The sequence below is a fragment of the Lacticaseibacillus sp. 30 genome (assembly GCF_053819265.1).
In genome coordinates this window covers 45764-66905 of record NZ_JBSOQX010000016.1, presented here as the reverse complement: position 1 = coordinate 66905, position 21142 = coordinate 45764, and the positions used below count along the sequence as shown (strand labels likewise).

Sequence of the window (21142 nt, the reverse complement as noted above, 5' to 3'; positions counted from 1 at the left end):
TGTCTTTTTGCTACTAGTGTAAATCAAAAGTTGTCTGTAAAAATCAATCATGCTATGCTGAGAGCCAATTTTAGCAAAAGCTCTTATTTGTAACCGATCTTTTCAGCGAGAGGGTGTTCACTAGTGGAAAATAAAAATAAGGATCGAGGCTTCAATTACTGGGCGATGAGTTATAGTGGCAAGCTTCGTCGGACCTTGTGGATGTTTCCTTTTGGGGTGCTGGCCATTGCATTGATTGCATGGACATCAGGCAGTGTTCTCATAACGGTGATCTTGGCTGTATTTCTAACCATTATCTGGGCGTTACAGGTTGCTTACACCTATTTTATGGCACAACGAGAAAAGCACGACGGCGACAATCAATAATGTCAAACGGTGATGGTTATCGGTTTCATAGATAACCAAAGCGAGTCAGACAGTCAAAATGAGGTTCACTCATGAAGAAAAACCCTTCGATGGTTTTGGTAGCACAAACTAATATTACTTGGGGTAACGAGCGTTTATCTTTTTACGCTCTATGACACGAACTTTACCTCATTTGATTTGGTCGTGTATGTGATTGCGCTGCCAGCCACCGTTTGGATAAGTGACCAATGGCGAAGGGCTTTATCTTAAGTATGGGGAAAATGGCTGACGGCGAGCCATTCATCCAACAAAATTAAAAAGGCACAGTCAAAAGTATGCTGCTAGCAAAGAGCAACTACTTTTGGCTGTGCCTTTTTTGTTTCTGCATGGATAAATTTAAATTACTAAGACAGCTTTAAAGACGTCAGTGCCAAGGCGAAGCGATCGTAGGCCAGATGGGGCTCAGCCGTGCAAACAACACAGCGACCGGGCTTGGAGCTGATGTTGTTAGGCGACTTCGAGACCGGGCTTTGGGCTCGAAGCGCCGTCACCGCTCTAGCTTCGCGTCGCCACCCATCTGGCCGGAGATTGCGGAGTTTGGCACGTCAAAGGATTCTATAGTTTAGACCGTTACTAGATTACGCGGATTCTAATGAGTCACGAGTCCAGTACAGGAATTACGATCCATCAGCTACGATCACGCCAGTTCAATTAAGCTTTCCGATTCAACAAGCTCTGCGTCAAGCGAATCAAATCATCCTGCGCAGCGCCTGCTGGTAGTTTTTGCAAACCGGCGATGGCCTGTTCAGTTCGTTTCTGGGCCATCGCGTAAGCTTGCTCAACGCCTTGATGGTGGATGACGAGCTGGCGCAGTTCATTCATTTCCGCATCGGTGATCTGATCTTTTTTTGCTAGCAGTGGCAAGAAAGCTTGCCGATTGCGTTGCATGGCCAGGATCAATGGTGCAGAGTAGACGCCACTGCGAACATCTTCGCACACTGGTTTACCGAGAGTGTCGTCATCACTGGTGTAGTCGAGAATGTCATCTAGTAGTTGGAAAGCAATCCCAATGTTCATGCCGATTTTTTCAGCGTTTTTAGCAAAGGTGGGACTGCTGCCGCTTTCGTAGGCACCGATGAAGCAACTGAGGGCGAAAAGTTGGCCAGTTTTACCGGAAACCTGTTTAAGATAGTCGTCGATGGTAATCTTGGTTTGGTAGCGAGTGGCCATTTGATCCAGTTCACCTTTAAGAATCTTTTCCATGCTGCCGCTGTCTTGCTGAATGCTGCGTAAGCTTGACGCATAATGCGACAGTAACTTGAAGCAGACAACGAAAAGGTAGTCGCCGGCATAGACCGCTGTGTCTGGTCCGAATTGCTTCTGGATGGTGACCTGATTGCGGCGGGTGGGCGATTTGTCAATGATGTCATCGTGAATCAAGGTCGCTGTGTGCAGGGTTTCAATGGCCGCTGCCAAGGCGATCATCTTCTCGCGATCAACGTCTTGAAACCGTGAAAAAAGCAGACAGTAAGCGGGACGCAACAGTTTGCCGCCGCCATTGATCATCTCCATGATTGCCTTGGCGACCGGTGTGTTGTTGGTCGTGATCTGTTTTTCGATCATGGCTAGCGCTGAAGCCAGCTCCGGCGCTAACGTTGGGTATTCATGCCACATGGGATGAATTTTCATGTGTAGCTCCTTTTTTGCGGCGCTTGGTTCGGTCGTAGCGCAGTCGCCGCAAGATATCGATGTGTTCAAAAAGAAAGTTGGCTGCGATGCCGACTGCGATGCCAGCAAGGATGCCCATAAAAGCAAGTACCGGCAGATAAAGCATGACAGTCCAGCTTTGGGCGATCAACGATGCCACTAAAAGCTGGCCAACATTGTGCAAAATGCCGCCGGCTGCCGAGATGCCGATCATGCTGACGCGTTTTTCACCTAATTGTTTGATGAGCAGCATGCCAAACCAAGACAAGACGGCACCAGCGCCGCTGTAAAGGAATGTTGAAAGCGTGCCGCCAAGTAGGGTGGTGAGCAAGAGACGTAGACACATTAGGATAAAACTGTCGGGGATCGACATCGTAAACAGAGAAATGATGGTAATCAGGTTTGCTAAGCCTAGTTTGGCCCCAGGTGCAAAGGCGAACGGGAACGGAATCATGCGTTCAAGGAGGCCAATAATGACCCCTTGGGCGCAGAGTAGGGCAATATAAATATATTGTCGGGTACGGTCAGCTTTATACGTGCTCATTCAGTCACCATACCCCCTGTACTTCCGCCGCCTTTGTTCGCTTTAATTTCGATGAGCAGTTTATGCGGCAAGCAGACGATGGTTTGCCCAGGCTTGGTGATTCGTCCGCGCCGGACACAGACCTGATCTTGACAGTTAGCTTCTGTGATTGCGACACCTGCATCTTTAACTTCGATTTTGTTCCAATCGCCGTCTTTAGCGCGGTAGGTGAAACGACTGGTGCCGGTATGGCCAGTCAGTCGTTTGCGGTAAACCTCATGGCCGTCATGCGTGACGACAGCTGTGAGCACACGTTGTGGTTCAGCTTGTTGCTGCTGATTCTCGTGTACCGCAAAGATGACATAAGGAATGAAGGCCGCAAGGAACAGACCGCCAACGATGATCCAATCGAAAGGCCGAATCATTTTGAGATAACGTTTGAATGTGCTGGGCTGTTTCATGCTGGTGCTCCAATCTAAACCGCTGGATAAGTTCATGTTCATGGCATGCAGTTTATGCTACGCCTGAACACGAAGGACGGGGAGCAGTTATGGCCGGAAAAGATGGTCACAACAGCTTCCCGCTCTTGAAAAAAGACTCTAGGTAAGTCCACCCAGAGCCTTTTGTGTAGACAGTTATTTAAGCGTGTCGGTACCGTACAAGGATCGCGGTGTGCCGTAACGCCATTTACCGAAGACTTTCTGGAGATAAGGGACAACCCACTTATCAAGCCCAAATGCCCGGCCAGAACCATTCATGCAGGCGAACGCCATTGGAATCATCCAGATGTTAACCCAGTAGAACATACCGCTTAAGCAGAAGACACCGACAAAGGCGATAGTCGCTGCAGAGGTCAACCATGTGAACAGGCCGGCAACCAATGCAAGGCCAATCAAGATTTCCATGATGGTCATGGCTTTTTGCATAAAGAAGGCGACTTGCTGATTTGGAATCAATGCCTTGGTGATACTGTAGTACCAGTTTGGCATCTTTTCAAAGACCATCATTGGATCGTTTCCATACTGATAGGACAGTGAGAAGACAGTCTTCGTTGCCTTTGCTGCACCGGCAGCAGCGCCGGTTGCTGCACTGGTTGCGTCGGCGCCAGCAGCAGAAGCACCACTGGTTGCGGCTGGCTGCAGCCACGTGAACGGCAGACGCAGTTTATCAATGAACCATGATTCCTTGCCTTGAATCTTTGGCCAGCAATCAATCAACCACATGGCACCCAACGTGAGGCGGGCAGGAAGTGTCCACAAAACGTTACCTTGCCGAGACAGATGGCCGCGGAACATGTTACGGCCGTTACGTGTCCGGAAGAATTCGTGCATGAAGTACTGGAATAAATAATAACCGGAATAAACTTGGATGAAGTAGAGCATGTTGACCAAATGCTTCATCAACATCGCAAAGAAGCCGGAAAGATGGAGCCACCCCATGATGTTAGCGACGCCATACTTAGAACCGAGACTGACCATGAAGCCAGAATAGTTCGCTTTGTATTCAACTTGTTGTTTGTTTTCAAGCTTAGCTTCAATATTGGTCAAAGCAGTAAGCGCAGTGGCTTCAGCACCTTGAACAATTTGCGGTTGGCCTTTGCCAGTACCGTCTTGATCAACTAAGGAAACATCCCCAACAACATAAATGCTTGGATCGTCTTGGGATTCCATGTTGTTCTTTACTAAGATCCGGCCAGCCCGGCCTTGCTTCAAACCGAAGTCCTTCGCTTGGTCAGTTGCCTTAACCCCAGCCGTCCATACCAAGGTGCAGGTTGGGAAAGTTGAGCCATCTTTCAAATCAACATGGTCTTCATGAACACCGACAACGCCAGTGTTCTTCATGACCTTGATGCCACGCTTTTCCATATAACGTTCAGCTTTATCGGCATCTGAGCGATCCAGCATGTTCATAATGGTCGGAGCCATTTCCATCAAGCTGAATTGGATTTCATTTGGATCAAGTTTGTACTGTTTTGCCAGTGTGTCGCGCCAGTCACGCAGTTCACCGATTGTTTCTGTCCCAGTAAAACCGGAACCAACAATCACAATGGACAACAATGCCTTGCGTTTTGCTGGATCGTGTTCCTCAGAACCGCGGCGAACGACATCTTCAATGTGCCGCTTCAGCCGAATCGCGTCTTCCCACTTACCCAAAGTGAAACCGTGTTCGGCAACGCCCGGTGTGCCAAAGTCATTTGGCTGCGAACCGATGCCTAAGATCACGTAATCATAAGGGAAGCTGCCATTTTCCGTGACAACTTCTTTCTTATCACGATCAATGCCTGTCACGTTATCTGTCACAACCTTGACGTTCTTACGCCGGTTGAACAGGCGCTGCAAATCATATTGAATCGCATCTTCCGGAACACGATCCGCTGCGATTTCATGCAGCTCAGTGACATAGGTGAAGTACGAGTGGCGATCGATCAGCGTGATCGTCACGTCTTTATTGCGTTTGTAGTGCTTGGCCAGGTGCTTTGTCGCATATACCCCGGCAAACCCCGCGCCAACCACGACGATATTGGTTTTCGCCATGCATAACACTCCTTACCATTTGCTTTACCATACTATTCACAAGTATGTGTCTAAGCCATTATAGCCTTTAATTTTACTTAATGTCTAACGTTCCGGACGTCTTTTTCTAAATCCGAACATTTTTGTGTAAAAAAACACAGAAATCCGGTCTACGTCGCGACATTAGAAAATGAGAAAGCGCTTATAATACCCGTAATAAGTTGATTTTTTCTAAGTGACTAGCTAAACTAATTATGTGATTGAAAACACAATATCGCAGTAACTAACTGCAAAAGGGGTAAATGTCATGAAGTTAAGTAAAGTTGTGACGGGGACAGCCGTTGTTGCACTGTCTGCTTTAGTTTTAAGTGCATGTGGCAGCAGTAGTTCCAGCAGTAAAAATTCAACAAGCAGTAAAGCATCTAGCAGCAAAGTGGTTAAGAAATCATCATCACAGAAACAGGTTGCTGGCGGTGCACTGAAAGATGGCACCTATAAGTTGGATGAAACCGGCTATGATCATGGCTATAAAGTACAAATGGCGATGACCGTTAAAGATGGCAAGATTACTTCTACTAAATATGATTACGTCGACAAAGACGGCAAGTCCAAGACAAAGGATGCCGCTTATGAAAAGGCAATGAAGGCTAAGGTTAAAGTTGGCCCGAAGGAATACATCCCAGAATTGAACAAGTCCTTCCAAAAGAATGGAACCAACGTTGGCGCTATTGATGTTATCTCTGGTGCGACTGATTCCAGTATGACCTTTAAGAACTATGCACAGCAATTGATCCAAGCTGCACAAGCTGGCGATACAAAGACAATCGAAGTTAACAACACCGGCAAGATGCAGGACGGGACCTACACACTTGAAGAAAAGAACTACTTCAACGGTTATCGTGTCACCTTCTCCATCACAGTTAAGGATGGCAAGATCACAGAGAGCAACTACGACAACATCAACAAAGATGGAAAGTCCAAGACGCTTGATACGAAGTACGAAGCAAATATGAAGAAGGTCAACAAAGTCGGCCCTAAGGAATACATTCCTGAACTGAATAAGTCACTGGTTGCTAAACAGTCACCAGCCAAGGTTGATGTTGTTTCCGGTGCGACCCACAGTTCCGATACCTTCATCTTGTATGCTGACCAACTTGTCAATGCTGCTCAAAATGGCAACACTAACAAGATTGAAGTCGACAATATTGTTTATAACAACTAATGTGATGTCACACTTTTGTGACGTTCGGTGATGCAATCGGTCTAGTACGATTGCTCAACCAAGTAAGAACTTGTTCAGAACTTTTTTGAACAGGTTCTTTTCTTATGCCGCAAAGTCCCTATATAATGACAGAGCGTGAGCAGGTTTCAAAGTCTGCGGACGTTTGGAGGAAAATGATGAAGAAACGATTTGTAGTCGTTCTGCTGATGTTACTGGCATTAGTCGCAACGGCCTGTGCCGGCAAAACGGCAGCAAAGCGCACGTTAGTCGAAGGCGATCCGTATTCGGATACCCAGTTTCTAATGGGAACCGTGGTGACGGTGAAAATCTATGACAAGGACAAGCAAGGTGCTTTGGATGCGGCGTTTGCCCGCGTCCAACAATTGGCTGATGAGTTGACGGTCAATCAAAAAGGGTCAGAGGTGGATGCGGTTAACAAAAATGCTGGCATCAAACCTGTGCACGTGACCCCCAGTGTTTATCGTGTCATCGCTGCTGCCAAACATTACAGCGAAAATTCCGAGGGTGCTTTTGATTTGGCAATCGGTCCGATTACCAGTCTCTGGCACATAGGCTTTGCGGATGCTCGAAAGCCAGCACAAAGTGAAATTGATGAGCGTCTGCCTTTGGTGCATTATCCGGATGTGGTTTTGAATGCCAAGAAGCAAACCGTTTATCTCAAGAAAAAGGGCATGGCGATTGATCTCGGCGGGATTGCAAAAGGGTTTATTACGGATGAAGTTGTTAAAACCCTCAAGGCCAAGAAAGTGACCACCGCGATCATCGACTTGGGCGGTAATATTTATGTGATGGGCAAGAGCCCAAAGAATGTGAAAAAAGATTGGAACGTCGGCATTCAAGATCCGAAGAAGCCGCGCGGGACAGCTATCGGCACACTGCCAGCTAGCAACATGACGGTCGTGACCTCTGGTATTTATGAACGGTATCTCAAGGTCGATGGGAAAATCTATATGCATTTGATGAATCCTAAAACCGGCTATCCGTTCGACAATAACTTAATGGGCGTTTCCATTGTGACCAAAAAGAGTGTCGATGGCGATGCCTTGTCAACCGCAACATTTGACAAGGGCTTAGCTGGTGGGATGGCCTATATTGAAAAGCTGAAGTATGCCGATGCTATTTTTATTACGAAAGATAAAAAGGTTTATGTCAGCTCAGGGTTGAAGGACAAGTTTAAGCTTTTGAAGGATTCAGGCTATACACTTGCGACGTTAAAAAAATAAGGGGGTAGTTTATGCCGTTGTCGGTATTTTTTGAGCTCGTTGAAATTCGCACGAAACTTGCGAGTATCTTGCCGTTTGCGATTGGCACTTTATTTGCGGTGACGTATTTTCACACTTTTAATGCCGTGAATACGATCCTGTTTTTTATGGCGATGCTGCTTTTTGACATGATGACCACTGCACTTAACAATTTGATGGATTATCGTAAGGCTAAAGATACACATTATCAAACAACCACCAATATCATTGGTCGGGCAAATTTAGCGCCCAAGCTGGTAGAAAAAATGATTATCGGTATGCTGATTGTCGCCTCATTGATCGGCTTGGTGCTGGTTTGGCGGACAGATTGGCTACTATTATTGATGGGCATGGCCTGTTTTGCCATTGGCATTTTGTATACATGGGGACCGTTACCGTTGTCACGGCTACCGCTTGGTGAAATCTTCTCTGGTATCGTTATGGGACTGGGCATTCCAGTGATTGCCACGTATGTCAATATTGCACCGGGTCGATTGCTGGCACTGGATCTTGGGTGGCCGAATGTTGTCTTGCGCGGGGACTTTATTGCCATCATTGCATTAGGGCTGGCTTGCGTGACGCCTATGGCAACCATTGCTAATATTATGTTAGCCAATAACATGTCGGATCTTGATGAGGACCAGCGTAATCACCGGCACACTTTGCCGATGTATTTGGGTAGCTGGTGGTCGCCACGCGTGTATGCGCTGCTGGCGTATGTTGGGTTTTTAGCCATTATTTTTGGCGTCATTTTTGGCGCATTGCCAGCTTGGACGTTGGTGATAGAACTTGCTTGGCCGCTTGTGATCAAAAATGTCCACCGATTCATTCGTGACCCCAGCAAACAGCGTACTTTTCATACTGCGGTCATCAATCTCGTTATTGAAAATGGTTTACTGGTCTTGGGCTTGGGAATGGGGGCGATCCTATGAGCGAACCATATCATCGGTTAACTTGGCCACTTTTTCTGGAATTTATTCGATTACCCGCTAAGGCGGCTAGCATGTTGCCATTTGTGCTGGGCATTAGCTATGCAGGCTGGGCATTTCAGCAATTTTCATGGGTCAACAGCCTGATCTATGGGCTTGCGCAGTTAGCGATTGCCTTGTTTGTGACTGGTTTTAACAATGTTCAGGATTATTTTAAAGCCAAAGATCAAAGCTATCAGCAACGGCAAAATATTATTGGCCGTGAGCACCTGTCACCGTGGGGGATGCTCGCCTTGACCATCGTGATTTTGCTGGTGAGTGTGATATTAGGCATCATTTTGGTCATGCGCACCAACCTTAGTCTGCTCGTGATCGGCGCGATTGGTGTTGGTGTGGCTATTCTGTATACATTTGGCCCGGTTCCTTTGTCCCGCCTGCCCCTGGGTGAGCTGTTAGCCGGTTTTGTGGAAGGTTATGGTACTTTCATCATTGCTGTGCTGATCAACATGCCCGCCCCAAGTCCGCTTAATTTGATGTTGGGACGGCGCACCTTCACCTTTTCATTTGATCTAGGCTGGCTCCTGCAACTTTTACTCGCGGCTTTGCCAGTTATCATTCTAAATGCCGCCGTGATGTTTGCTGACAACATTGCCGACATGGATCAAGATATCAAAAATCAGCGCTTCACCTTGCCATACTTCCTAGGCCGCAAACGCGCCTTGCAATGGTACCGCCTCATCCCGTTCATCACTTTCGCTGCGCTGATTCTAGGTGTCCTAACCCGCGCGTTACCATTTTGGAGCCTGCTAGTGCTAGCAACTTGGCCGCTAGTACGCAACAATACTCGCCGTTACACAAGCAAACCAAGTAAAGATAAAACCTTTATTTTCACGATTCAATCATTATTAACTGTTGGTGGTACGTTGTTGCTGACGCTGTGGTTGGGTATTCTTTTTTGACTTCTCGTGGATTATTGATTGCGATTTTAAAGACCGTAGTGCCAAGGCGAAGCAATCGTAGGCCAGATGGGGCTCAGCCGTGCAAACAACACAGCGACCGGGCTTTGGAGCTGATGTTGTTAGGCGACGTCGAGACCGCGGGCTTTGTGGGCTCGAAGCGCTGTCTCCGCTCTAGCTACGCGTCGCCACCCCAGCTGGCCGAAGATTGCGGAGTTTGGCACGGCAAGAAAACTTTTCGCCTAGGATCTTCCTACGATTATTCGGGATTGAATGAAGCCCAAGTTCTACGAAGAAATTATGGCTCACCCTCACTGCTTGCCATCTCCCCATAATCTTGGTAAGATATTGGACGTGACTGGAGGGAACATGATGACAGCTAAGAAAGTAGCACTTGCTTGCTCGGTTTGTGGGCAACGGAATTATTTTGTTCCCGAAAACCCAAAACGAACAGAACGATTAACCTTAAAAAAATTTTGTAAACACTGTGGCCGGGTAACGGTCCATCAAGAGACAAAGTAAACATGGAAGGAGCAGAATGATGAAATTTATCAAAAGTGTTTTCGCAGAAATGAAAGCCGTCACTTGGCCGACTGCTCGGCAAACGCGGCGTGATACCTTCACCGTCATCATGACTTCCATTATCTTTGCCATTTATTTTGCGGCAGTTGATTGGGTCATTAACATGATCTTTCAGGCCTTCCTATACTGATGCCTGACAAACCGCCAATTTTTTGGTATACTCTTGTCAGTGCAAAAACCGCCTTCGATGACGGTTTTTTATTTTGACTCAAAACACTTAAAGGAGACGCATTATGGCTGAAACAGTTACATCGGCAGAAAAACGCTGGTACGTGTTGCATACTTATTCCGGTTACGAGAATAAGGTGAAGACCAACCTTGAACAGCGGACGAGCAGTATGAACATGGACGATTATATTTTCCGTGTGGTTGTGCCTGAAGAAGAAGAACATGAACAAAAGAATGGTAAAGAGAAGATCGAAATGAAAAAGACCTTCCCTGGTTACGTGTTGGTTGAAATGGTGATGACTGATCAATCATGGTTCGTTGTTCGTAACACACCGGGTGTGACCGGCTTTGTCGGTTCTCACGGCGCTGGCTCTAAGCCTGCACCACTATTGCCTGAAGAAGTTGCCAATGTTTTGCATTCTATGGGTATGAGTACCCGTCACAATGACGTTGAATTCGATGTTGGCGAACCAGTGACGATTATTGATGGTGCCTTCACCGGTATGCACGGTAAAGTCACGGCAGTTGATAAGGAAAAGATGAAGTTGAAAGTTGTCACCGAAATGTTCGACCGCGAAGTTACCGCGGAACTGGATTTCGATCAAGTCGACAAGCTGTAGGCTTAGCTCATGAGCGGCTGGTTCTGGATCGTTGCGGCCATTGGTCTTGTCGTGGTTGTAGGCGGTCTGGCAGATTATTTGTTGCTGGCACGGCCGGGGTATCAACCGGTTCCGCTGGTGATGGATCCGGTACCTACTTTGTTTATTCCTGGGCACCTTGGCACACGCTATTCGTTTGGGCATATGCTCTGGCGGCTCCAGCGCTGTTATGGACTCAGCAAAGATGTTGTAGCGATTGTTGCGCCAGATGGCAAGGTGCATTTGCGTGGGCAGCTTAACCTAAATCATCATGCAGCAGTCCAAGTGTTGTTCACAGATAAGGCGGTGCGTCCAGCAGCTCAGTTGCATGGCTTGGAAAAGGTGATCACAGCGTTGCAAACGCAACAGGCGTTTGCAGAGGTGAACATTGTCGGCCATTCGATGGGTGGTGTCACAGCTGTCCTATATCTTTTGAGCAAGCCGACAGTGCCTGTCGCCAATCTAGTCACGATTGCTGCGCCGATGAATGATTTAGAGGTGGCGCAACGATCACCAATCTTAAATTGGCGGTTGACCCGCACCGGGCCGGAACATGCTGCACCGATTTATCAACAGTTTCAAAAGACAATTGGTAATTTACCGGCAAATCTGCGGTGGCTGAATATCGCTGGCGATTTACTAATTGGCGGCCGCCATGATGGTGAAGTGGCGATCAACAGCAGTTTTGCAATTCGCTATTTGGTCAAAGACCGCATCAAAGATTACACCGAGGTCGTGATCCGCGGCCCGCGGGCTGCACACAGCCTGTTGCATGAAAATCGGCTTGTCGATCACGACATTGTTGAATATTTATGGCAGCGGCAGCGTGATTTTTAGTGCTGCTGGGCACGTCACAAAAGTGGGAGGAAACTAAATGGCACAAATCTATGTCGCCGCACCATTTTTTGATGCGGCTCAAACAAAGCGACTTGATCAAGTCTTGGCAGCATTGCAGGTCAACAAGTCGGTGACCGGTGTTTTCTCACCCCGCGATGATACTAATAAAGCTAAATTGGAAGAAAACTCACCAGGCTGGCAGCGTCAGGTCTTTGGTGAAGACATTCAAGGCTTGCATCAGGCGACAACCATGGTGGCTATTCTAGATTATGTTGGCGATACACCTGATCCTGGCACGGCTTTTGAAATCGGGTACGCCTATGCGCATCATATGCCGATCGTTGCCGTTCAAGTTGGCAAGATGCCAATGAACCTGATGTTAGCTGGCTCGATCACTTGTTTCGTTCAAGAAATTGCCGAGCTCAAAACGCTAGATTTAGCACATGTGCTGGTTCGACCATATGTTGGTCCGGTTTTCTAACTTGAACACATAGGAATCGTCGGAGACGTTTTTGCTCTGACGATTTTTTAATTTGCTCAGAATTTTCTGGAAAAGGCGAACGCACTGTCGGCCACCAGTTACCGTCATCTAACCAGTTGTTATTGTTAAATCTATATCTTGATATAAGCTTCATGAGGATATACCATATCTTGTATACGGGAGGTACGGATATGCAAGTTATGACGAAACCAATCACCTTGGCACCAGCTTTTATTGCCGAGGTTAAAAAAGAAATAAAACCACATTGGGGTGAACTTGGCTGGGTCACTTATAAACGTACTTATGCTCGGTGGCTGCCAGATGCTCAACGCACTGAAAACTGGGACGAAACCGTCAAGCGCGTGGTTGAAGGTAACATTAACCTTGATCCGCGCCTACATACAGCGAATCCTGATCCCAAGGTCGTTGAAACATTGCAAAAAGAAGCACGGAATCTTTTTAAACTGATTTATGGTTTGGCGGGCACACCTTCAGGCCGTAATTTGTGGATTTCCGGAACAGATTATCAAAAGCGCAATGGCGATGCCTTGAACAATTGCTGGTTCATCGCCATTCGCCCGCAACCTTATGGCCAATCACACATTGTGCCTGAAGATTATCCCGCCTCGCAGCCGGCTGTGTCGATGCCATACTCCTTCATGTTTGATGAACTGATGAAGGGCGGCGGCGTTGGGTTTTCGGTGACAAAGGATAATATTGCAAAGCTGCCACCTGTTGCGACCAAGCTTGAGTTGACGGTTGTGATTGGCCGCAATAGCGCGAGTTATGCTGATTCTTTGAAAATGGGTGCGGTTGACCGTGACGAGTGGGAAAAAGCACATGCCGGTGAACAGGCTGATCATTGTGCCTTGCCAGATACGCGAGAAGGTTGGGTGTTAGCCAACGCGAAAGTGATCGACCATCATTTTGCCGCGACTAATCCAAGCGGTCAGACAAAACTGGTTTTAGATATCACCAACATTCGGCCAAAGGGTGCACGAATTCACGGTTTTGGCGGTACTGCCTCTGGACCGATGCCATTGATTGAGATGTTATTGGATATCAACAAGTTGCTCAATGCTCGCGTTGGCCAACACTTGACGGCGGTGGATGCGACTGATATTGGTAATTTGATCGGTAAAACAGTCGTTGCTGGCAATGTTCGGCGCTCCGCTGAAATGTCACTCGGCTCAGCAGACGATGACGATTTTATCACGATGAAGCAGGATCAAAAGCAGCTTTATCATCATCGTTGGGCGTCGAACAATAGTGTTGCGATCAATACACAATTCGATGCTTACTCGCCGATTGCCCACGCCATTGCCAAAAATGGCGAACCCGGGATTGTGAATCTTGAACTGTCACGGCGGTTTGGTCGGATTGCTGATGGCGAAAATGCGGAAAATGATCCCGATGTTGAGGGTACCAACCCTTGTGGTGAGATTTCCTTGGCCAATGGAGAACCTTGCAATCTGTTTGAAGTCTTTCCAGTTGTTGCAGTTGAGCAAGGATGGAAGCTGAAACAGGCCTTCACATTGGCAGCACGATTCGCCAAGCGGGTGACCTTTAGTCATTATGACTGGCAGGTTTCGCGTGATATCATCAAGAAGAATCGGCGTATCGGTGTTTCCATGTCTGGTATTCAAGACTGGTTCCTGAATGACTTTGGCCGGCGGGTTGTGAGCGGGTTTGAGTCAGTCGTTGATCCGCAAACTGGCAAAATGGTCCAGAAACCGATTTACGATCCGGAAATTAAACAAGCCGTTGATGGTTTGTATCACACTGTGGTCGATGCCGATCAGGCTTACTCAGATGCTTTGGGCTGCGAACCGTCGCGAAAACATACAACGGTTAAACCTTCAGGGACGGTGGCGAAACTTGCCGGCGTTTCAGAAGGGATGCATTTCCATTATGCTGGTTATCTGATTCAGCGCATTCGGTTCCAAGGCAACGATCCGTTGTTACCAGCTCTGCAGGCATGCGGTTATCACATTGAACCAGATGTTTACACGAAAGGCACGATGGTGGTTGAATTCCCAATTCGCGCCGCTCACGCTGATGATCCTGCCTTTGCCTCAGCCGGAACGGTGTCAATTGCTGAACAGATTGCCACGCAAGCATTTTTGCAGACGTACTGGTCTGACAACGCGGTCAGTTGCACGGTCACCTTCCAACCAAAAGAAGCCGATCAAATTGCTGGTTTGCTTTCCCAGTATCGCCATGTCATTAAGTCGACGTCGATGTTGCCCTACGTAGGTGCTGGTTTCAAACAGGCACCTAAGGAACCCATTGATGTCAAAACTTACAAGCAAAAGTGTGCCGCAATTCATGGTTCCGTTGCAGCTGTCTTTGCGGTTCAAAACGCGGATCATGATCAAAAGGACCTTGAGCTCGTTGATCAAACCGATTGTGCCAGTGGCGCTTGCCCAATTAAATAAAAAAGTGTGGAGGAGTTTATTTTGAAAAAAGTTTTACGTTCATTAGTCGTATTTTTCGTTGCGATGTTTGTGCTGGCTGGGTGCAGCAGTTCTGGAAATGCGGCCAAAAGCAGCAGCAAGTCTAACCAGATTGTAGTGACTTATCAGTTGAAACAAAATGGCAAGGCTTTTGCCAAGAAAACGATTGATCAGCCTAAAAAGTCGGTTGTCATGACTGGCTTGAAAAAAGGCTGGACAGTGAAGGCTTCTAAAGGTTTTATTACCGAAATTGCTGGCAAAAAGCAAAATGTTGCCAAAAAGACTTACTGGCTCTACACGATTAATGGCAAGATGGCCCAAAAAGGAGCGACAGAACAACCGGTCAAGAATCACGATAAAGTGGTGTTTGACCTGAGTGTCACCAAATGAAGCCGCAGCCATCAGCAACAAAGCCATCGCCTGTTCGGGCGGTGGCTTTGCTTGGTCTATTGACCGCTTTATGTACGGTTTTGCGGATTGTTAAAGTCCCTATTCCGAATGTGCAGCCTGTCACTGATATTTTAATGATTGTCACGCTGTTGCTCGGCTTTCGCTGGGGCTTCAGTTTGACCATGAGCACCTTGATCGTGTCCAATTTATTTCTTGGCTTTGGACTCTGGACACTGCCGCAGATTGTTGCTTATGCGTGCTGCATGGTGATTGTGATTGTTATGGTAACCATTTTGCCAGTTATTCGCCGCCGAATTTGGCTGCAAATCGGTCTTGCCGGCTTGCTAGGGTATCTATACGGCTTCATTGTCAGTTTAGGCATGGCGGTGATTGGCAGTTTGAATGGTCTCGGCTTTTGGGCGTACTATGTGAGTGGGTTACCGTTTGACACGTATCATGCCATCGGTAATCTAGTTTTTTACCCGATCGTACTCGCCATTTTACGGCAGGGCTTGCAACATTTTGATCGAGGAGGCGCACATTTTGAAACTTTACACAAAAGTCGGTGACCATGGTGCCACTAAACAGATTAACGGGAAAAAGGTACCGAAGTTTTCTCCGCAGATTGTCGCATTAGGTGATTTAGACGAGCTTGATTCATGGCTAGGCTATGTTGCCTCGCAGGCTAAAGCCACGCCAGACTTTGATTGGTTGGCTGAGGACCTCGAAGCTCGGCAGCGCGAGTTGTACGAATTATTGGCAGATGTTGCGGTGCCGCAGCATCAAACGATTACCGCAGATCACGTACAGGGATTGGAAACGGCGATCGATAAAATGATGGCGGCGGTTCCGAAAATCACAGCCTTTGTGCTACCTGGCGGCCATCCGCTGGCGGCAGCCTTACAATATGGTCGAGCAGTAGCCCGCCGCGCCGAGCGATCATTGGATCAGTTGGATGCTGAGAGTCAACCGCTTGATTCCGTGATCTTACAATACAGCAATCGCTTGTCTGACTATCTGTTCGCACTGGCGCGGTACGTGAACTATAGAGCCGGAGTGGATGAGGTAAAAAGCAAGTGAGGTGCAAAATAAAAAGCCTTGATTCGAGGATAGCAAACGTTAGATACTATCGGATTCAAGGCTTTTTGTTTTCCGAAAAATGCCACGTTTATCGCTGCCAGAAAGTAGTCGCATCTTTCTTTTGGTCAATCGTGTAGGCGATGAGGTCGTGGATCAACTGCTCGTCTAGTGGCTTGTGCCATGGGAAGCGAATGATTTGGCTATGGTCGTAACCGGCTTTGTCGATTTGCGGGATGAAACGCGTCATGGTTTGTGGCTCGATGGCTACAGCAAGGTGCTTTTTGGACGGATTAAAGCCCATAATAAACGTACCATGGTCAGTGAACATGGGCTGATTCCACTTGAATTCGAGCTTGAGTTGCGGGAATTGTGCCTGAATGTTAGCAAAAAGTGATTCGACTCGGGTTAAATCATCAGGCGTGGGAATGCGTTGGTACCATTCAGCAAGTGAGCCCATTAGATCTTCTCCTTTAGCGATGCAGGTAACATTTTCAACAAGCCTTGTTGTTCAAACCAATAGCCGATGCGCAGGAGCTGATCTTCACGGCCTTTGGCGGCGGTGAATTGGATGCCCAGTGGTAAGCCTTCAGGTGAGATGGCGGTCGGCAAGCTGATTGCGGGCGCACCGGTTAGATTGGCTTGCTGCGTGAATGGCGAATATTCAAGACTGGGTTCAAAAAGATCCCAAATCAGCTCTTGTTGTTCCTGCGGTGCCAGCTCAGCGGCGTGTTGCATTTTAGCAACGATGGCCGGCGATTGTAAAACGGCATCGATGCGGGGCGCTGTTTTGGCTGTTGTTGGACTCAGCAGCAAGTCGTAGCTCTCATGAAAATGGCTGTATGCTTCTGCTGCGCGATCCCAAGCACCAAGTGAAAGACTGTAGTCGGCTGCAGAGGTGTGCAAGCCGGCCTGATAGATCACCCAAGTTATCAACTCCATGTCGGCAGCGGTGGGCTGCTTGCCAGTTTGGGCGGCAAATGCCTGAAACATGGCCGCAGTTTCGCCGCCGTTCATCATGTAGTACGCCTTCATTAAAGCAGTACCGTCAACATCAGGGGCAGCCGCAACGACTTGGTGTCCGGCTGCTCGCAACGCATCCGCCGCGGTTTTGACGGCTTTAACAGCGGTGTCACTGACAGGGGTGCCAACAGGCGATGTTGTGGTGTAAGCAATCTTCAGTGGTCGTGCATCGCCAACAAGATCTAAGCGTAATGGGGGCGCGATGAACGGAGCAGCTAGCTGGGTTGTGGCAAGCCCACGAAGTAGCGCCGCTGTATCGACCATGGTTTTCGTCAAGGCGAAGTTGATGGATGCTCCTTGCCAGCCACGCCACTCACCAGGTCCGGTTGGCACGCGGCCACGGGTTGGCTTCAAACCGATCAAGCCGGAAAAAGAAGCGGGAATGCGGATCGAACCGCCACCATCAGAACCGGTTGCCAGCGGACTAATACCTGAAGCCACAACTGCTGCTGCGCCACCGGAAGAGCCACCTGGCGAATAGTCGCGGTTCCACGGATTACGGGCGGGGCCATAAAGTTCTGCATCTGTGATGTTTTTAAAACCAAATTCTGGTACATTACTTTGACCAACGATGATGAAGCCTAGCCGTTGCAAGGCCTTAACAAAGTTATTGGTGTGTTCGGACTTGGCTTTGGCGAAGAAGCGACTGCCAAAAGTTGCTGGAGCGCCAGCAAAGTCTTGACCCAAGCCTTTCAGGATCAACGGCACGCCGAAAAAAGGTTGACCGTGATCTTCCAGTTGATTGGCGTCCCGCTTGGCTGCTTCAAAACGGGTCCAGGTAATGGCATTGAGCGCTGGGTTTAATGCCGTCATTTTCTCACGAGTACTATCAATCAATTCTGCTGGAGACAGCACCCCGGCGCGAATAGCAGCGGCTTGATCAAGTGCAGATTTTTGCATCATGAACCTCCCCTTTAAAAATTTTTAGGCTTTCCTTACTATGGTTATCTTTGACAACTATCTTACATTCACGGTAACCTTTTGTTAAAGTTAATTGCCCGCACGCCTACACGTTTGGGGGATACTTAAGCGCATATGCTAGCACGTTCAACAACCTCATCATACATGATCACGGAAAGAATGGGTGTATCAAGCTCATTTTTCTATTGTCCTCATGGTGGCGGTTTCTTGGCCTGCCAGCGTATCTTATAGGAGAATAAGCATGCTAAAGAAGACGATGTCGGGGCATGGCGCCTCGACCCAAGAAAAAACGGCAGCATTGACGCGCTACAGTCAAATGAGCGATCAAGCAGTCTACCAAGCATTGAAAACCAATCCAGGTGGTTTGAGCAGTACCGAAGCTGCGGAACGCTTGGAATCAGTCGGCGCGAATACTGTTGTGACCCAACATCCGCGCCCATGGTATTTGATTTTACTTTCGGCTTTTAATGAACCGTTTGTCTGGGTGTTGGTCTTTTTGGTGGCAGTATCGACTGCGACAGCTGACTATGATGGCGCGATGATGATGAGTCTGATGATTGTGCTGTCGGTGACGATTCATTTTTGGCAAGAATACCGCTCGCAAAAAGCTAGCCATGCCTTGGCTGCCTTGATTGCGAACACAACAGCGGTGACGCGTGATGGTCAGACGCAGGAACGGCCGATGGATGACGTCGTGCCAGGGGATGTCGTTCAGCTTGCCACTGGGGATATGATCCCGGCCGATGCCTATTTAGTGGCCACCCACGATCTATTTATTAACCAGTCTTCGTTCACCGGCGAAGCGATGCCAGTGGAAAAGCGCGCTGAAGTCTACGAACAGGATGCTGATATTAGTGTCTTTGACTATCCTAATTTAGTTTTTATGGGCACAGACGTTATTTCCGGTTCTGGGACTGCGGTTATTTTGAAGACTGGGGATGCGACGTACTTTGGTGATATGGCCAGTCAGATTAGCGGCAAAACGGATCCGACCAGTTTTGAGCGCGGTATGCGAGCCATCAGTCGGTTGTTGATCGGGATGATGCTCGTGCTCGTACCAGTCGTATTTGTCATCAATGGCGTGACGAAGCAGGATTGGTCACAAGCTTTCTACTTCGCAATAGCAGTGGCCGTTGGACTCACGCCGGAAATGTTACCAATGATTGTCAACAGCAACTTAGCAAAAGGCGCCTTGGCGATGTCGAAGCGGAAAGTAATCGTTAAACGACTACATGCCATTCAAAATTTGGGCGCCATTGATACGCTTTTTACCGATAAAACTGGCACGATCACTGAGGACCGGGTTGTGGTGATGCGGTATGTGGATGCCACCGGCAAAACCGATCCAGCAGTGCTGCGGTTGGCTTATATGAATGCTAATTATCAAACCGGTTGGCACAATCTCATGGATACAGCCGTGGTTGATTATGTGAAAGAACATCACGACGAAATTGTGGACTTGCCAGCGGGATTAGAAAAAATTGATGAAATTCCGTTTGATTTTGAACGCCGGCGACTGACAGTGGTGGTAGCCAATCACGACCACCAATGGATGATCACAAAAGGTGCCTTTGAAGAAATGTTGGCGGTCTGTGATCAGGTTCAGCTTCATGGTGAGATCCTACCGTTGACTGACGAACGCAAACGTCAGCTTGAGCAAACCAATGCCATGATGAGTGGGCAAGGCATGCGCATGATTGTGGTTGCCTATCGCACGGATGTCCATGAACAACGCATTTACACGACTGATGATGAGCAACATATGGTCATGGCAGGCTTTTTGGGCTTTCTCGATCCCGCCAAGCCAGACGCCAAAGAAGCGGTCAGCTTGCTGCATGCTCATGGCGTTCGTGTGAAAGTGCTGACAGGTGACAATGCGATCATCACCCAACACGTAGCCGAAGAAGTCGGAATTCCTGAGCAAGCAGTGATCAGCGGCAATGAAGTGGACGCCATGACCGATAATGATTTGCTCGAAGCTGTTGAAACTACTGATCTTTTCGTGAAACTGAGTCCGATGCAGAAAGCCCGCATCATCAAAACAACTCAAGGGGCTGGGCATACGGTAGGGTATATGGGTGACGGCATCAATGACACCGCCGCTTTGCGTGAAGCCGATGTCGGTATCAGCGTCGATACCGCGGCGGATATTACCAAGGATGTCAGTGGCATTATTTTGCTTGAAAAGAGTCTGCTGGTGTTGGAAGACGGTATTGTTGAGGGTCGTCGCGTTTATGCTAATGCCATGAAGTACATTAAAATGACGATCGCCTCTAACTTTGGGAACGCGTTTTCCGTACTTATTGCCAGCATTTTCTTGCCATTTTTGCCTATGTTGTCCATCCAACTGTTGCTTCAAAACCTGATTTATGACACCTCGCAAATGACCATTCCTTGGGACAATGTCGATGATGACACGCTCGCGAAGCCGACACCATGGCGGGCCGATGGTCTACTGCGCTATGCCCTGACGTTTGGACCACTAAGCTCGATTTTCGATATTACCACCTTCCTGTTCTTATGGTTCGGACTGGGCGTTGGCGCACATGCCGCGAGTTTACCTGCAGAACACATGTTTCAGGCAGGTTGGTTTGTGGTTGGACTCTGCACACAATCATTGGTCATTCATGTCCTGCGTACCCGTAAAGTACCATTCTGGCGCGCCCCAGCTTCAGCTATCGTGATTCTCTCCACTATGATGGCGCTATTAGTCGGCCTCTTCCTGATTCTTTCCCCGCTCCACAAAGCCTTCGACTTCGGCATCCTCCCAGCAGCTTACTGGCCAGGCGCCGTCATCATTGTCTTAGTCTATCTGGGGATGGTCGAATGGGCAAAAGCGGGTTACCTCAAACGTGGACGGCCATGGCTGTGAACGTACGCGAGTTCAAAACTGTGCCTACAGCTCTAGCTTCGCGGTCGCCAGCCCCCGACGCTATGTGACCGCTCGGAATGTCGGAAACAAACCGCACAAAATAGAATCATTAACAAGAATGTGTTTGTTATCGTTGGAATGTGAGTCCTACTGGTTCACGTGCTTTTACGAGTTTAACTTGTGTTTTACCCCGTAAAATGATAATCTATTCAAGTATGTTTTCAGCATACGCGTGGGAGG

At 48.2% G+C, this 21142-nt stretch carries 21 protein-coding genes and 1 pseudogene; 16 read left to right on the top strand and 6 right to left on the bottom strand.

Annotated elements, in window-relative coordinates:
• Positions 1-123 precede the first annotated feature (123 nt).
• The gene (locus ACWPAB_RS10950; RefSeq protein ID WP_003580748.1) at positions 124-366 is read left to right on the top strand and encodes a hypothetical protein; all 243 of its coding nucleotides are present in this window, start codon (positions 124-126) and stop codon (positions 364-366) included.
• 690 nt (positions 367-1056) lie between these two features.
• Here the strand turns inward: ACWPAB_RS10950 and ACWPAB_RS10945 are convergent.
• From ACWPAB_RS10945 to ACWPAB_RS10930, 4 genes are all read right to left on the bottom strand, one after another.
• Positions 1057-2034 (bottom strand): polyprenyl synthetase family protein, encoded by a 978-nt coding sequence (locus ACWPAB_RS10945; RefSeq protein WP_003571366.1) that lies wholly within the window; start codon positions 2032-2034, stop codon positions 1057-1059.
• Entirely contained in the window at positions 2009-2596 is a 588-nt protein-coding gene (locus tag ACWPAB_RS10940) for a Gx transporter family protein (RefSeq protein ID WP_003567195.1), read from the bottom strand. Before ACWPAB_RS10940 ends, ACWPAB_RS10945 begins: the two co-directional genes overlap by 26 nt.
• Positions 2593-3036: a NusG domain II-containing protein gene (locus tag ACWPAB_RS10935; RefSeq protein WP_003576171.1), complete on the bottom strand. Its 444-nt coding sequence runs from the start codon at positions 3034-3036 to the stop codon at positions 2593-2595. The genes ACWPAB_RS10940 and ACWPAB_RS10935 overlap by 4 nt, the downstream gene beginning before the upstream one ends.
• 174 nt (positions 3037-3210) lie before the next feature.
• The gene (locus tag ACWPAB_RS10930) at positions 3211-5109 is read right to left on the bottom strand and encodes an NAD(P)/FAD-dependent oxidoreductase (RefSeq protein WP_003567189.1); all 1899 of its coding nucleotides are present in this window, start codon (positions 5107-5109) and stop codon (positions 3211-3213) included.
• Positions 5110-5395: 286 nt separating this feature from the next.
• Between ACWPAB_RS10930 and pplA the strand changes: the two genes are divergently transcribed.
• From pplA to ACWPAB_RS10860, 14 genes and pseudogenes are all read left to right on the top strand, one after another.
• The gene (gene pplA / locus ACWPAB_RS10925; protein ID WP_003567187.1) at positions 5396-6310 is read left to right on the top strand and encodes an extracellular electron transfer flavoprotein PplA; all 915 of its coding nucleotides are present in this window, start codon (positions 5396-5398) and stop codon (positions 6308-6310) included.
• A 176-nt stretch (positions 6311-6486) separates the two neighbouring features.
• Positions 6487-7554, top strand: a complete 1068-nt coding sequence (locus ACWPAB_RS10920) for an FAD:protein FMN transferase (RefSeq protein WP_003580746.1) — start codon at positions 6487-6489, stop codon at positions 7552-7554.
• Between the two features lie 11 nt (positions 7555-7565).
• Positions 7566-8504, top strand: a complete 939-nt coding sequence (locus ACWPAB_RS10915) for a 1,4-dihydroxy-2-naphthoate polyprenyltransferase (protein WP_003580744.1) — start codon at positions 7566-7568, stop codon at positions 8502-8504.
• The gene (locus tag ACWPAB_RS10910) at positions 8501-9460 is read left to right on the top strand and encodes a UbiA family prenyltransferase (RefSeq protein WP_003580741.1); all 960 of its coding nucleotides are present in this window, start codon (positions 8501-8503) and stop codon (positions 9458-9460) included. Before ACWPAB_RS10915 ends, ACWPAB_RS10910 begins: the two co-directional genes overlap by 4 nt.
• Positions 9461-9498: 38 nt before the next feature.
• Positions 9499-9703 (top strand): annotated as a pseudogene (locus ACWPAB_RS10905) (hypothetical protein).
• Between the two features lie 126 nt (positions 9704-9829).
• Positions 9830-9979 carry a 50S ribosomal protein L33 gene (gene rpmG, locus ACWPAB_RS10900; RefSeq protein WP_003571356.1) on the top strand — a complete coding sequence of 50 codons (150 nt, stop codon included), beginning with the start codon at positions 9830-9832 and terminating at the stop codon, positions 9977-9979.
• 19 nt (positions 9980-9998) lie between these two features.
• Positions 9999-10169, top strand: coding sequence for a preprotein translocase subunit SecE (secE, locus tag ACWPAB_RS10895; RefSeq protein ID WP_003567177.1), 171 nt, complete (start codon positions 9999-10001; stop codon positions 10167-10169).
• A gap of 103 nt (positions 10170-10272) precedes the next feature.
• Entirely contained in the window at positions 10273-10827 is a 555-nt protein-coding gene (gene nusG, locus ACWPAB_RS10890) for a transcription termination/antitermination protein NusG (RefSeq protein ID WP_003567176.1), read from the top strand.
• A 9-nt stretch (positions 10828-10836) separates the two neighbouring features.
• Entirely contained in the window at positions 10837-11682 is an 846-nt protein-coding gene (locus ACWPAB_RS10885; RefSeq protein ID WP_016368317.1) for an alpha/beta fold hydrolase, read from the top strand.
• 37 nt (positions 11683-11719) lie between these two features.
• Positions 11720-12163 (top strand): nucleoside 2-deoxyribosyltransferase, encoded by a 444-nt coding sequence (locus ACWPAB_RS10880; RefSeq protein ID WP_003580735.1) that lies wholly within the window; start codon positions 11720-11722, stop codon positions 12161-12163.
• A 191-nt stretch (positions 12164-12354) separates the two neighbouring features.
• Complete coding sequence (gene nrdJ / locus ACWPAB_RS10875; RefSeq protein WP_003580734.1) at positions 12355-14601, top strand: ribonucleoside-triphosphate reductase, adenosylcobalamin-dependent; 2247 nt, start codon at positions 12355-12357, stop codon at positions 14599-14601.
• Positions 14602-14622: 21 nt separating this feature from the next.
• On the top strand, positions 14623-15009 hold the full coding sequence (locus tag ACWPAB_RS10870; RefSeq protein WP_003567167.1) for a DUF4430 domain-containing protein: 387 nt from the start codon (positions 14623-14625) through the stop codon (positions 15007-15009).
• On the top strand, positions 15006-15578 hold the full coding sequence (locus tag ACWPAB_RS10865) for an ECF transporter S component (protein ID WP_003580731.1): 573 nt from the start codon (positions 15006-15008) through the stop codon (positions 15576-15578). Before ACWPAB_RS10870 ends, ACWPAB_RS10865 begins: the two co-directional genes overlap by 4 nt.
• Positions 15553-16089 carry a cob(I)yrinic acid a,c-diamide adenosyltransferase gene (locus tag ACWPAB_RS10860; protein WP_003580729.1) on the top strand — a complete coding sequence of 179 codons (537 nt, stop codon included), beginning with the start codon at positions 15553-15555 and terminating at the stop codon, positions 16087-16089. The genes ACWPAB_RS10865 and ACWPAB_RS10860 overlap by 26 nt, the downstream gene beginning before the upstream one ends.
• A gap of 88 nt (positions 16090-16177) precedes the next feature.
• Here ACWPAB_RS10860 and ACWPAB_RS10855 read toward each other — a convergent pair whose 3' ends face one another.
• Together ACWPAB_RS10855 and ACWPAB_RS10850 are read right to left on the bottom strand one after the other, a co-directional pair.
• Positions 16178-16546 carry an iron chaperone gene (locus tag ACWPAB_RS10855; protein ID WP_003567161.1) on the bottom strand — a complete coding sequence of 123 codons (369 nt, stop codon included), beginning with the start codon at positions 16544-16546 and terminating at the stop codon, positions 16178-16180.
• Positions 16546-18009: an amidase gene (locus tag ACWPAB_RS10850; protein WP_003585484.1), complete on the bottom strand. Its 1464-nt coding sequence runs from the start codon at positions 18007-18009 to the stop codon at positions 16546-16548. Before ACWPAB_RS10850 ends, ACWPAB_RS10855 begins: the two co-directional genes overlap by 1 nt.
• Before the next feature lie 262 nt (positions 18010-18271).
• Between ACWPAB_RS10850 and mgtA the strand changes: the two genes are divergently transcribed.
• Positions 18272-20902 carry a magnesium-translocating P-type ATPase gene (gene mgtA, locus ACWPAB_RS10845; protein WP_016381400.1) on the top strand — a complete coding sequence of 877 codons (2631 nt, stop codon included), beginning with the start codon at positions 18272-18274 and terminating at the stop codon, positions 20900-20902.
• Positions 20903-21142 lie beyond the last annotated feature (240 nt).